General features: G+C 58.4%; 15 protein-coding genes. 10 read left to right on the top strand and 5 right to left on the bottom strand.

What is annotated here, in order from left to right; genetic code table 11:
• The first annotated feature begins 49 nt into the window (after positions 1-49).
• The gene (locus tag Q8O96_RS25675) at positions 50-391 is read left to right on the top strand and encodes a hypothetical protein (RefSeq protein WP_102865440.1); all 342 of its coding nucleotides are present in this window, start codon (positions 50-52) and stop codon (positions 389-391) included.
• A 3-nt stretch (positions 392-394) separates the two neighbouring features.
• Here Q8O96_RS25675 and Q8O96_RS25670 read toward each other — a convergent pair whose 3' ends face one another.
• Positions 395-2,224 (bottom strand): hypothetical protein, encoded by a 1,830-nt coding sequence (locus tag Q8O96_RS25670; protein WP_305949694.1) that lies wholly within the window; start codon positions 2,222-2,224, stop codon positions 395-397.
• Between the two features lie 161 nt (positions 2,225-2,385).
• On the opposite strand from Q8O96_RS25670, the gene Q8O96_RS25665 reads away from it, so the two are divergent.
• The 3 genes from Q8O96_RS25665 to Q8O96_RS25655 all read left to right on the top strand — a co-directional run bounded on the left by Q8O96_RS25665 (position 2,386) and on the right by Q8O96_RS25655 (position 4,057).
• Positions 2,386-2,874 (top strand): TIGR00645 family protein, encoded by a 489-nt coding sequence (locus Q8O96_RS25665; RefSeq protein ID WP_102865442.1) that lies wholly within the window; start codon positions 2,386-2,388, stop codon positions 2,872-2,874.
• A 133-nt stretch (positions 2,875-3,007) separates the two neighbouring features.
• Positions 3,008-3,313 (top strand): DUF6482 family protein, encoded by a 306-nt coding sequence (locus Q8O96_RS25660; protein WP_115580972.1) that lies wholly within the window; start codon positions 3,008-3,010, stop codon positions 3,311-3,313.
• 126 nt (positions 3,314-3,439) lie between these two features.
• Entirely contained in the window at positions 3,440-4,057 is a 618-nt protein-coding gene (locus Q8O96_RS25655; RefSeq protein ID WP_044465159.1) for an FKBP-type peptidyl-prolyl cis-trans isomerase, read from the top strand.
• Between the two features lie 89 nt (positions 4,058-4,146).
• Here Q8O96_RS25655 and Q8O96_RS25650 read toward each other — a convergent pair whose 3' ends face one another.
• The 3 genes from Q8O96_RS25650 to Q8O96_RS25640 form a co-directional block, all read right to left on the bottom strand.
• Positions 4,147-4,416: a hypothetical protein gene (locus Q8O96_RS25650; protein ID WP_102865444.1), complete on the bottom strand. Its 270-nt coding sequence runs from the start codon at positions 4,414-4,416 to the stop codon at positions 4,147-4,149.
• A 204-nt stretch (positions 4,417-4,620) separates the two neighbouring features.
• Positions 4,621-4,962, bottom strand: a complete 342-nt coding sequence (locus tag Q8O96_RS25645; RefSeq protein WP_016967028.1) for a zinc ribbon domain-containing protein YjdM — start codon at positions 4,960-4,962, stop codon at positions 4,621-4,623.
• Positions 4,963-5,076: 114 nt separating this feature from the next.
• The gene (locus tag Q8O96_RS25640; RefSeq protein WP_016967027.1) at positions 5,077-6,045 is read right to left on the bottom strand and encodes a polyprenyl synthetase family protein; all 969 of its coding nucleotides are present in this window, start codon (positions 6,043-6,045) and stop codon (positions 5,077-5,079) included.
• Between the two features lie 263 nt (positions 6,046-6,308).
• Between Q8O96_RS25640 and rplU the strand changes: the two genes are divergently transcribed.
• The 5 genes from rplU to Q8O96_RS25615 all read left to right on the top strand — a co-directional run bounded on the left by rplU (position 6,309) and on the right by Q8O96_RS25615 (position 10,114).
• Positions 6,309-6,620 (top strand): 50S ribosomal protein L21, encoded by a 312-nt coding sequence (gene rplU, locus Q8O96_RS25635; RefSeq protein WP_007924746.1) that lies wholly within the window; start codon positions 6,309-6,311, stop codon positions 6,618-6,620.
• 35 nt (positions 6,621-6,655) lie between these two features.
• Positions 6,656-6,913, top strand: coding sequence for a 50S ribosomal protein L27 (rpmA, locus tag Q8O96_RS25630; protein WP_003228360.1), 258 nt, complete (start codon positions 6,656-6,658; stop codon positions 6,911-6,913).
• Positions 6,914-7,107: 194 nt separating this feature from the next.
• On the top strand, positions 7,108-8,331 hold the full coding sequence (gene cgtA, locus Q8O96_RS25625) for an Obg family GTPase CgtA (protein ID WP_102865445.1): 1,224 nt from the start codon (positions 7,108-7,110) through the stop codon (positions 8,329-8,331).
• A gap of 183 nt (positions 8,332-8,514) precedes the next feature.
• Complete coding sequence (gene proB, locus Q8O96_RS25620) at positions 8,515-9,633, top strand: glutamate 5-kinase (protein ID WP_047289314.1); 1,119 nt, start codon at positions 8,515-8,517, stop codon at positions 9,631-9,633.
• Positions 9,634-9,652: 19 nt separating this feature from the next.
• Positions 9,653-10,114 (top strand): CreA family protein, encoded by a 462-nt coding sequence (locus Q8O96_RS25615; protein ID WP_102865446.1) that lies wholly within the window; start codon positions 9,653-9,655, stop codon positions 10,112-10,114.
• A gap of 111 nt (positions 10,115-10,225) precedes the next feature.
• Here the strand turns inward: Q8O96_RS25615 and rpsT are convergent, their stop codons facing one another.
• Positions 10,226-10,504 carry a 30S ribosomal protein S20 gene (gene rpsT / locus Q8O96_RS25610; protein ID WP_016967023.1) on the bottom strand — a complete coding sequence of 93 codons (279 nt, stop codon included), beginning with the start codon at positions 10,502-10,504 and terminating at the stop codon, positions 10,226-10,228.
• A gap of 251 nt (positions 10,505-10,755) precedes the next feature.
• Between rpsT and murJ the strand changes: the two genes are divergently transcribed.
• On the top strand, positions 10,756-12,294 hold the full coding sequence (gene murJ / locus Q8O96_RS25605; RefSeq protein WP_115580970.1) for a murein biosynthesis integral membrane protein MurJ: 1,539 nt from the start codon (positions 10,756-10,758) through the stop codon (positions 12,292-12,294).
• Positions 12,295-12,350: the final 56 nt, after the last annotated feature.

Raw genomic sequence — 12,350 nt, 5'->3', positions numbered from 1 at the left:
ACAGTCCTCTATTGAAGGCTGAACAGTGGTTCTACCGAGGGTCGCCGCCATGTCGCGCAACCTTTGCCTCACCCGCCAATGCCTTGGCTTGGTCACCCGTATCGAATGCAGCGTCCGCCCACTGGCGGGGGACAACGGTATGTGGACCCTTCTCTTCGCCGCCGGAATGGCGGGTGAACAACCCTCAGCGATCAAGTCCCAAGGCCCGTTCTGTGGACCTGTGGTGGCGGAGTCCATCCTTGATTCGATTGTTGAAAGCCTGACCACCCATGGCTATCAGCTGGCCGATGATCCACAGATCTGGTGCCTGCATCTGCAGGCCCAGTTACGTCAGATCAATGGTGAGCGGGGACGCCATGCCGGTGATTTCCAGTTCCATCCTGAACACTGATCCTTAGGGGGGCGGGGGCGTCGACTCGGCTTTGTCGAGCTTGACCTCAAAGCCGTATTGCACAGTGTCGAGTGTGCTGCGGGTGTAGCTTTCCAACTGGCAGGGCTCGCCGTAGAAGTAGTGCACATCGAATAACGCCGTACCGTCGGCCGAAGCACTGTGGCTGCTTGCAAGAATCTCCTTCAGGTATTGGCCGCTGGCGTCCTTGGCAAAGAAGCGCCAGGCATCAGCAGGAAAGAGTTTCTGGTCGACGATCAAGGCGTTGCCCCTGAGTTCTAGGCCTTTGGGCAGCTGTTGAGCGTTGATGCTGCTCTTCTCGATGGTGGCCAGGAACAGAGGAATGGAGCCTACGGCGTAGGCGGGGGTTTCCGGGAAAAGGTTGAGGTCGTAGGTGATGACGCCCCGCAATGGGTCGATGTCGAAGGCCTCGTCCGGCAGTTCGATCGGTTCACCCCGTTGGCCCTTTTCGTTCTGGGTGAAGAAAGTCAGCGGGGTATCGTTGGTGCTGAACTCTGAGCCCAGCAACTCATCATTGAAGGTCCGCGGGTGGTTGAACTCGATGCGCGCTGCGCTGGCATCTTCCACCGACTGGCTGATGGTCACGGATTTTTTCAGTGACTCTTCGTCCAGCTGTGCGCCCTTGAGGTAGTGGGGGGCTTGATCGTCATAGACCACCACCGGCATTGGCAGCGGTTGGATGTTTCTGTCGGTGGTATTGCGGTCGAAACGATGTACCGGCAGGTCCAGGTCCTTGCGCGTGACGCTGGCCTGGGAGAAATCCAGTACCGCGACTTCCAGCCGATCCACCAGGCCATTGAAATACACCTTGGCGTAATGATTGGTGTGTTGCTGGTCGAAGGCCTTTTGCTCGTCCTCCAGTTGTTTCTCGAATGCCTCGCTCCACGCCTTCTGCTTTTGCATCTCGGCCAACTGCTGTTGGTAGAAGGCAATCTGTTGGGCGCTTTCGTTGATCGAGCCTGCGCGGGACAGAATCTGCCCCTTGCTGTCACGGGCCTGGGCCAGCAAGGGATTGAGGGCGACATCATTGGCTTCTGCGGGCAGGGGGGCGCTATTACTCAGCTCGATCTCGGCAACGTTCCTGTCCAGCGTCAACAGGGTCAGGCGGATATTGCCGTCCTGACGCGGTTTGCCGATGTCGGCCTTGGTCAGTTCAAAAGCGAGCACCCGACCTGGGGCTATCACCTCCAGTTTGCCTTGCAGGGAAACTGGCTGCGGCTGATTCTTGTTGTCCACCTCCAGGCCCTCGATAAAGGGGTAGGTGATGGTCAAGTCATCCGGATTGGTCAGGTTGGAGCTGGAGGGGCTGAGCTGGATGCCCGGATCGGTCTCCGACCATTCGGCTTGGAAGGGAATGACTTTTTTGTTGCTGAGGGTGACCGACTGCCATTCCAGCCCGTGGGGAAACGGGAACTGTGTGGGCATGTTGAAGCTGAAGGGGAAGACGGGCTGCAGATCGGTCAGGTAGTCGGAATTGGAGGATTTGCGCAGTACGAACAGACCGTTGACGTAGGTGTCCACCAAGGCTTGGGCAGTGGGATAGTGCTTGAGCAGGGCCAGGCTGTCGTCGCCGTATTCGGTTTCCAGCGGCTTGCTGTCAAGTTTGAGCTGTGCTCGTTCCAGCAGCAGGAGGGAGCCACCAAGATTGGCAATGGCGTCCTTGAGCTTCGGATCCTGGATGGCGTCCAGCGACTGTTCAAACTGTACGGTTTTCTCTTCGAGGCTCGCCTGTTTCTTTTCGTCGCTGGGAGAACAGCCGCTGATCAGCAGCGCCAGACCAAGGCCGACACTGGCCAAAGGCAATCGCACATCCATTTCCAATCTTCCTGTCCAATGTCGGTGAGCGTGAGCAATGGCTTCGACACTAGCAGAAAATACGCCCGGAAAAACCCGTGGATCAGGTGATTGTCTGTGGTTTATGGGGGTTTCCGGCGCTGATATACTCGCCGCCGTTTTTACACCGGGTGCGAGATTCAATGGAACGTTTTATCGAGAATGCAATGTATGCCTCACGCTGGCTGCTGGCGCCGATCTACTTCGGTTTGTCTCTGGGCTTGCTGGCACTGGCATTGAAGTTCTTCCAGGAAGTCTTCCACGTCATTCCCAATGTGTTTTCCATGGCCGAGTCCGACCTGATCCTGGTGCTGTTGTCGTTGATCGACATGGCGCTGGTAGGTGGTCTGCTGGTGATGGTGATGATCTCCGGTTATGAGAACTTCGTGTCGCAACTGGACATCGACGAAGACAAGGAGAAGCTCAACTGGTTGGGCAAGATGGATTCTTCGTCGTTGAAGATGAAAGTGGCCGCGTCCATCGTGGCGATTTCGTCGATCCACCTGCTGCGAGTGTTCATGGATGCCAAGAACATCCCTACCGAGTACCTGTTGTGGTACGTGGTGATTCACATGACGTTCGTGATTTCGGCGTTTGCCATGGGTTACCTGGACAAGCTGACCAAGCACTGACAGGTTTCGCTGCGTGAATGAATGCCGCCCGGCCGTTGCGAAACGGACGGGCGGCGTTGTTTGTGGCTTGTGCTTTTCCTGGCTGGGGCATATGCCTGTAGCTGTCAGGGCTGTAAAAGCACGAGGTGCTCTCATGAATCTGCAAGAAATGAATGCCTACGCCATTGCCGGAAAAGTCGACGAATTGAATCTGATCTCCCTGGAGGGCGGAATCTATCTGCTTGAGGCGCGCATGCACGGGGCGGCTTATCCACTGAGCGATGCCCAGGGTCAGATGTTTCATCTGCGCTCCGTGGAGCATGCTCGTGAGGTCCTGCAGTCCTTTCCCAAGTTGCCGTTCAATCTGATTCACACGTCAGTGCATGACGAGATGTGCGGCTTGTCCGTGGGTGTCGAGGAAAGCTTGAAAGTGCCCATCACTCTGCACTCGGGTAGCTGAGGCCTGCACGGCGATGATCCGTGCCGGGCTTCTGTGCTAGTCTGCTCGCCCTTTTGATTCCGGGCGCTCCGGGAGGCGCTGTGTTCCTGCGGCCTTTCCGAGCCGTCCGCACAGCGGAGCAGTGTCATGTCCGAAGTAAATCTGTCCACCGACGAAACCCGCGTCAGCTACGGCATTGGCCGTCAGTTGGGCGACCAACTGCGCGACAACCCTCCACCGGGCGTCAGCCTGGACGCGATCCTGGCGGGTCTGACCGACGCTTTCGCCGGTAAGCCAAGCCGTGTGGGTCAGGAAGAAATGTCCGCGAGCTTCAAGGTCATCCGCGAAATCATGCAAGCTGAAGCCGCTGCCAAAGCCGAAGCTGCTGCGGGTGCCGGTCTGGCTTTCCTGGCGGAAAACGCCAAGCGTGAAGGCATCACCACTCTGGCTTCCGGTCTGCAGTTCGAAGTGCTGACCCAGGGCGACGGCGCCAAGCCATCCCGTGAAGACAGCGTGCGTACTCACTACCACGGCACCCTGATCGACGGCACTGTGTTCGACAGCTCCTACGAGCGTGGCCAACCTGCTGAGTTCCCGGTAGGCGGCGTGATCGCCGGCTGGACCGAAGCGCTGCAACTGATGAACGCCGGTAGCAAATGGCGTCTGTACGTGCCGAGCGAACTGGCTTACGGCGCACAAGGCGTGGGCAGCATCCCGCCGCACAGCGTTCTGGTGTTCGACGTCGAGCTGCTGGACGTTCTGTAACCCGGTAGGGGCCAGATGGCTGGCGATGACGGCCGCGCACGCGCGGTCAGTTCATCCTCGGCCAACTTGCCCCTTTCGCGGTTTTGGTTTCATAGACGAATTTTTGCGCCCAGGCTGTGGCCATCGGCGCCGGTTGGCCGCAAGGCTCTGGCGTAGCAGAACAAAAACAGGTTGCGCACCAATTCCTTGAGAACCAGCGGTTCGCTGGAGCTCAAGCCGATCAGGTCCAGATCTCCCTGGTCCTGCAGCTCGCTCAGGGCTTCCTCTTCCAACACAGCACAGACTTCCCCGGTTTCCCGATGCAGGATGCGCAGGTAGGGGTGTGGGCGGTCCAGCCAGGCATCAATCAAATAAGTCATGGGTGTCATCTCCTTGAATGGGTTTCAATGAGAATAATTCTTATTCAATGAATAGCAAGTACCTATTGGCGGTTTCTGCTTTTTTCTGTGTGGAAATTGTTTTCGATCAAATCGGCTGGCTTTTCGCTAGCAGGTGTGTGGATCAAGCATGGCGGGGGTATAGGCGGGATACCCTCTCGCGGCAGGCGCGAGAGGGTGCAGGCGTCAGACCTTGCGGACGAACTCGGATTTGAGCTTCATCGGGCCGATGCCGTCGATCTTGCAGTCGATGTCGTGGTCGCCATCGCACAGGCGGATGTTCTTGACCTTGGTGCCGACCTTGACCACCAGGGAGGTGCCCTTGACCTTGAGGTCCTTGATCACGGTGATGGTATCGCCGTCTTGCAGCACGTTGCCCACCGAATCTTTCTTCACGGCTTCGTCGGATGCGGCTTCGGCTTCGCCGCTGGCGGACCACTCGTGGGCGCACTCGGGGCAGATCAGCTGGGTGCCGTCCTCGTAGGTGTATTCGGAATTGCATTTTGGGCAGGGTGGCAAAGTGCTCACTTAAGCTCCTCAAAGTCAGGATGGCTAAAAAGCGCACATTGTATAGGGTTTTTTCGGGGAGGGGGCGCTGGGGAGTTGCGCCGGCTCCTGCCAATCGGCAGGAGCCGGTGCGCTTTAGTGGGTGCGAGCGACGGCGAATTCGCTCAACTCCACCAGAGCGTCGCGGTATTCGCTGGGTGGCAGAGCTTCCAGGCAGGTGATGGCGCGAGCCACGTAGTCGCGGGCCAATTGCGCGGTGTAGTCCAGGGAGCCCGAAGCCTCAACGGCGGCGCGGATGCTTTCCAGGTCTTCGATACCGCCTTTCTGGATGGCCTGGCGAACCAGGGCTGCCTGCTCTGGGGTGCCTTCGCGCATGGTGTAGATCAGCGGCAGGGTGGGTTTGCCTTCCGCGAGGTCGTCACCCACGTTCTTGCCCAGGGTTTCGGCGTCGCCACGGTAGTCCAGCAGGTCGTCCACCAGTTGGAAGGCCACGCCCAGGTGATCGCCGAAGGTGCGCAGGGCTTCGGCCTGTTCCGGTGTGGCGCCGGCCAGGGCGGCTGCGCTGTGGGTCGAGGCTTCGAAGAGCATCGCGGTCTTGCCGCGGATGACTTCCATATAGGTTTCTTCGGTGGTACTGGCGTCGCGCACCTTGGACAGTTGCAGGACTTCGCCTTCGGCAATGATCCGCGTGGCCTGGGACAGGATGCGCATGACCGGCATCGAGCCCAGTTCAACCATCATTTCGAACGAACGGGAGTACAGGAAGTCTCCCACCAGGACGCTGGGCGCATTGCCCCACATAGCGTTGGCGGTCGAGCGGCCACGGCGCATGCCGGACATGTCGACCACGTCGTCATGCAGCAGGGTGGCGGTGTGCAGGAACTCGATGGTGGCGGCCAGCAGGCGCAAATCGTCGCCTTCGCGCCCCAGTGCCTTGCCACACAGCAGCACTAATAAAGGACGCAGGCGCTTGCCTCCGGCCGAAGTGATGTAGTCGCCAATTTTTGAAACCAGCGGCACTCGGGAAGTCAGCTGTTTCTTGATGATGCCGTCGACGGCGCTAAAATCGTCCGCCACCGCGCGGTAGAAAGCTTGGGGTTGCATCAGCGACAGGTGCTCCAGAAGGGTTGCGCGGCATGCTAGGACCCGCGTCCGCAGGTGTCAAGGCGCGCTCCCGGCGGTGCTTGCCGCCGCCTGAACGGCACTTGCATCGCTATTGTGCCTTGCGTACAATCGCGCACCCTGAACTTCCTGGGCAGCACCTGCCTTACGCAATTGCACTTGGGCCGTTCCAGCCCCATGCAGCCATGCCAGCCAATACCTCTTCTTATAAAGAGCTGGGTGAGCAGGATTATCGGAGAAATACCATGTACGCAGTAATCGTTACCGGCGGTAAGCAATACAAGGTCGCTGAAGGTGAATACCTGAAGATCGAAAAACTGGAAATCGCCACTGGCGAGTCCGTGACTTTTGACCGCGTTCTGTTGGTTGCCAATGGCGACGACGTGAACATCGGCGCACCTGTTGTTGCTGGCGCAACCGTCAAGGCTGAAGTGATCTCCCAAGGTCGTCACGATAAAGTCCGCATCATCAAGTTCCGTCGCCGTAAGCACCACATGAAGCGTATGGGCCACCGCCAGTGGTTCACCGAGATCAAAATCACCGGTATTCAGGCTTAATTTCAGCCTAATTCCTCACTAGGAGAATTGAACTCATGGCACACAAAAAAGCTGGTGGTAGTACCCGTAACGGTCGCGACTCAGAAGCCAAACGCCTTGGCGTGAAGATGTATGGCGGCCAGGTCATCAAGGCCGGCAACATCATCGTGCGTCAGCGCGGCACCCAATTCCACGCTGGCTACGGCGTTGGCATGGGTAAAGATCACACCCTGTTCGCGAAAATCGAAGGCGTGATCAAGTTTGAAGTAAAAGGCGCCTTCGGTCGTCGTTACGTGAGCGTCGTCGCAGCTTAATTGCGCGATCGCTGGAAAAGCCCTGTCTCGCGACGGGGCTTTTTCGTTTGTGGGATGAGTCTCTTGCAAAACTGTTTGTACGAGCTGCCAGCGTTGGATGTTTCGGTCGTTGATTGAGGTCGCTGCGCTCATTTTTGCAAGAGTCTTATGTCTTGGTTTCTTCAGCTCGCCCGTGCGGTGAGAGGCGTTTGATCATGAAGTTTGTTGATGAAGTTTCGATTCGAGTAAAAGCTGGCGACGGCGGCAATGGCTGCATGAGTTTCCGTCGGGAAAAATTCATCGAGAACGGTGGTCCCAACGGCGGTGATGGTGGTGATGGTGGCTCGATCTACATGGTCGCAGACGAAAACCTCAACACCCTGGTGGACTACCGTTATACCCGGCACTTCGATGCTGAGCGCGGCTCCAATGGTGGCAGCACCGACTGCACCGGCAAGAAGGGCGAGGATCTGGAGCTGCGGGTTCCGGTCGGTACCACCATCATTGATGCCGGTACTCAGGAAGTCATCGGCGACCTGACCAAGGCTGGTCAGCGCCTGATGGTGGTGCAGGGTGGCTGGCACGGCCTGGGTAACACCCGGTTCAAGTCCAGTACCAACCGTGCGCCGCGACAGACCACTCCGGGCAAGCCGGGTGAGCAGCGTGATCTCAAGCTGGAATTGAAGGTGTTGGCGGACGTCGGTCTCCTGGGTTTGCCGAATGCCGGTAAAAGTACCTTCATTCGCTCGGTTTCCGCCGCCAAGCCGAAAGTGGCTGATTACCCATTCACCACGCTGGTGCCCAACCTGGGCGTGGTCAGTGTCGACCGCTGGAAGAGCTTCGTAATCGCCGATATTCCAGGTCTGATCGAAGGGGCTTCCGATGGTGCTGGCCTGGGGATTCGCTTCCTCAAGCACTTGGCGCGTACGCGCATCCTGCTGCATCTGGTGGACATGGCTCCGCTGGATGAAACCAATCCGGCGGATGCTGCGCAAGTGATTGTCAACGAGTTGGTCAAGTTCAGTCCGTCCCTGGCTGAGCGTGAGCGCTGGCTGGTGCTGAACAAGAGCGATCAGATTCTTGAGGAGGAGCGTGAGGAGCGCGTCAAGGAGATCGTTGATCGCCTGGAGTGGACTGGTCCGGTGTACGTGATCTCGGCCATCTCCAAGGATGGTACCGAGCGTCTGAGTCGCGACATCATGCGTTATCTGGAAGATCGTGCCGATCGCCTGGCAGCCGACCCGGCCTATGCCGATGAGCTGGCCGAGCTGGATCAGCGCATCGAAGATGAGGCGCGTGCCCAGTTGCAGGCGCTGGACGATCAGCGTGCCCTGCGCCGTAGCGGCGTCAAGAGTGTCCATGACATCGGCGACGATGACTGGGATGAAGAGGATGTGGATGACGAGGACGGCCCGGAAATCATCTACGTCCGCGACTGATCCTGTGGTGCGGGCTTGTCCGCGAACACGGTTTATCTGGGCGGGCGCGGTGTTATCATCGCTGCCAGCCAGCTCTCAAGGCGCCGCTCATTCGAGCGGCGTTTTGGTATCTGCAAGGCTTAAATACGAATAACCCCATGAGTGGCGCTCGGTCGCGCTGCTCGCTGGCAAAGGTTGAATAAGATGCGGAGCAAGGTGACGGGTGCGCAGCGCTGGGTCGTGAAGATCGGCAGTGCACTGCTGACGGCGGACGGCAAGGGACTGGATCGCGCGGCAATGGGCGTGTGGGTCGAGCAGATGGTGGCCTTGCATGAGGCGGGTGTCGAATTGGTACTGGTCTCTTCGGGTGCTGTGGCGGCCGGAATGAGTCGCCTTGGCTGGACCGCACGACCGAGTGCGATGCATGAGCTGCAGGCGGCTGCGGCCATTGGCCAGATGGGCTTGGTGCAGGCCTGGGAGTCGAGCTTTGCCGAGCATGGCCGGCATACGGCGCAGATTCTCCTGACCCATGACGATCTGTCGGACCGTAAGCGTTACCTCAATGCTCGCAGTACTTTGCGGGCACTGGTGGAGCTCAAGGTGATTCCGGTGATCAATGAAAACGACACCGTGGTGACCGATGAAATCCGCTTCGGCGATAACGACACCCTGGCGGCGCTGGTGGCCAATCTGGTGGAGGCGGACCTGCTGGTTATCCTCACTGATCGCGATGGCATGTTCGATGCTGATCCGCGCAACAATCCCGATGCGCAGTTGATTTACGAGGCGCGGGCCGATGATCCGGCGCTGGATGCCGTGGCTGGCGGTACTGGTGGGGCGTTGGGGCGTGGTGGTATGCAGACCAAGTTGCGAGCGGCGCGCCTGGCGGCGCGCTCCGGGGCGCATACCATCATTGTTGGTGGGCGTCTGGAGCGGGTGCTGGATCGCCTGAAGGCGGGGGAGCGCATCGGTACCTTGTTGTCGCCGGAGCGTGGCATGTTGGCGGCGCGCAAGCAGTGGCTTGCCGGGCATCTGCAAACCCGCGGTACCCTGGTGCTGGATGAGGGGGCTGTGTCGGCCCTGTCTCAGGGCAACAAGAGTCTGTTGCCAGTGGGGGTCAAGCAGGTCCAGGGTGGTTTCCGTCGCGGTGAAATGGTGGTGTGCGTGGCGCCTGATGGGCGTGAAATTGCCCGCGGCCTGGCCAACTACAGTGCCCTTGAGGCGCAGAAAATCATCGGTCAGCCCTCTGATGCGATTGTCGGTGTCCTGGGTTACATGGCTGAGCCGGAATTGGTTCACCGCGATAACCTGATTCTGGTGTAAGTGACCTAAGGAAAAGCGAATGCGCATAGCAAAAGGATTGTTGGGTCTGCTCTTGGCGATGCCGTTCATGGTGTCGGCCGAGGAAATTGGCCAGGTGTCCACGGTGTTCAAATTTGTCGGGCCTAACGACCGGATCGTGGTCGAGGCCTTTGATGATCCCAAGGTGGATGGCGTGACTTGTTATCTGTCGCGAGCCAAGACGGGTGGTCTCAAGGGTGGCTTGGGTTTGGCTGAGGATCGTGCTGAGGCATCCATTGCTTGTCGCCAGGTGGGGCCGATCGCTTTCAAGGGCGAGCTCAAGGATGGTGACGAGGTCTTCAAGGAGCGCACCTCGCTAGTGTTCAAGACCATGCAGGTGGTGCGCTTCCTCGACAAGAAGCGCAACACCCTGGTGTATCTGGTCTATAGCGATCGTGTGATCGAGGGCAGTCCGCAGAATGCGGTAACGGCGATTCCTATTCTGCCTTGGCCTCATCAATGACCTGTTGAGAATTGCCGGGTCGGCCCCTGATGGGGCTGGCTTGTTGCGGGCGGGTAAATTGCAGGCAATAAAAAACCGACCCTTGGGTCGGTTTTTTAACAAGCGTGTCGCTTAGGCTGCAGCAGCAAGGTTCAGAGCCTTGATGTGGCCATTCAGACGACCTTTATGACGAGCAGCTTTGTTCTTGTGGATGATGCCTTTATCGGCCATGCGGTCGATAACTGGCACGGCCAGAACATAAGCGGCTTGCGCTTTAGCAGCGTCTTTGGCGTCGATGGCCTTAACTACGTTCTTGATGTAGGTACGAACCATGGAACGCAGGCTGGCGTTGTGGCTGCGACGCTTCTCAGCCTGTTTTGCACGTTTTTTGGCGGAAGGTGTGTTGGCCACCGTCGAGCTCCTCGAAAGACTTTTTGGGAAATAGCAAACAAAATAGGCCGCGAATCATGCCGATGAGTTGAAGTCTTGTCAAGGGCAGCTGATGCGTTCCGCTGAGTGGTCGATCTGAAGAGGCGGGATATTTATTTCCGGCGCTTGACCTGTAAACTCGCGAGCTTTGGCTCTGTGCTGTTGCGGCGCGGAGTATCGCATAAGTGGGCGTCTTTTCGCCTGCTGTTTATCTACAGGCAAACAACCTTTTCATGAACCTGCTCAAGTCATTGGCCGCGGTCAGCTCTATCACGATGCTTTCCCGGGTACTGGGGTTTGTCCGCGATACCATCATCGCGCGCACGTTCGGCGCCGGGATGGCTACGGATGCCTTCTTCATTGCCTTCAAGTTGCCCAACCTGTTGCGGCGGATCTTTGCCGAGGGAGCCTTCTCTCAAGCCTTCGTGCCGATTCTGGCGGAGTACAAGAGTCAGCAGGGGGACGAGGCGACTCGGACCTTCATTGCCTATGTATCGGGCTTGTTGACCCTGGTTCTGGCCCTGGTCACTGCCCTGGGCATCATCGCTGCACCCTGGGTGATCTGGGCTACGGCACCGGGTTTTGTCGACTCCCCGGAAAAATTCGCCCTGACTTCCGATCTGCTCCGGGTGACCTTTCCTTATATATTGCTGATCTCGCTGTCCTCCCTGGCCGGGGCGATTCTCAATACCTGGAACCGCTTCTCGGTGCCGGCGTTCGTGCCGACTCTGCTCAACGTCAGCATGATCATCTTCGCGGTGTTCCTTACGCCCTACTTCGATCCTCCAGTGATGGCCCTGGGCTGGGCAGTGCTGGCAGGGGGCTTGGCGCAATTGCTCTATCAGCTGCCGCATTTGAAGAAGATCGGCATGTTAGTGCTGCCTCGCCTGAATGTGCGTGATACCGGTGTCTGGCGGGTGATGAAGCAGATGCTGCCGGCGATCCTCGGGGTGTCCGTCAGTCAGATCTCGCTGATCATCAACACCATCTTTGCTTCCTTCCTGGTCGCGGGCTCTGTGTCCTGGATGTATTACGCCGACCGTCTCATGGAGTTGCCTTCCGGTGTGCTGGGCGTGGCCCTGGGCACTATTTTGCTACCGACCCTGGCCAAGACCTACGCCAACAAGGATCGCCATGAGTACTCGCGGATTCTCGATTGGGGGCTGCGTCTGTGCTTCATCCTGGTGCTGCCATGTTCCCTGGCGCTGGGAATACTTGCCGAGCCGTTGACGGTGTCGCTGTTCCAGTACGGTGAGTTCAGCGCTTTCGACGCCTCTATGACTCAGCGTGCGTTGGTGGCTTACGCCGTGGGCTTGCTGGGGATCATCGTGATCAAGGTGCTGGCGCCGGGTTTCTACGCACAGCAGAACATTCGCACACCGGTGAAGATCGCCATCTTCACGCTGATCGTCACCCAGCTGCTCAACCTGGCCTTTATCGGTCCCTTGAAGCACGCTGGCCTGGCTTTGGCCATCAGCGCTGGTGCCTGTATCAACGCTGGGCTGTTGTTCTACCAATTGCGCAAGCAGCAGATGTTTCAGCCGCAGCCGGGCTGGGGGCTGTTTGCCTTGAAGCTGATCGTGGCTGTGACGGTGATGTCGGCGGTATTGCTGGGGCTGCTGCACTTTATGCCGGCCTGGGACCAGGGGCACATGCTCCAGCGTTTCCTGCGCTTGGGCGTGTTGGTGGTGGCTGGGGTGGTGGCGTATTTCGGCATGTTGGCCCTGCTGGGCTTCCGTTTGCGCGACTTCAATCGCAAGGCCTTGAACTGACGGCTGTTTAGTCGTTGGTGCGAGGCAACTACCGGTTTTGTCGGTTCGATCAATTT

The sequence above is a fragment of the Pseudomonas sp. LPH60 genome, assembly GCF_030718165.1.
Taxonomy (GTDB): domain Bacteria; phylum Pseudomonadota; class Gammaproteobacteria; order Pseudomonadales; family Pseudomonadaceae; genus Aquipseudomonas; species Aquipseudomonas danubii.
This window is presented reverse-complemented; position numbering and strand designations above follow the sequence as displayed.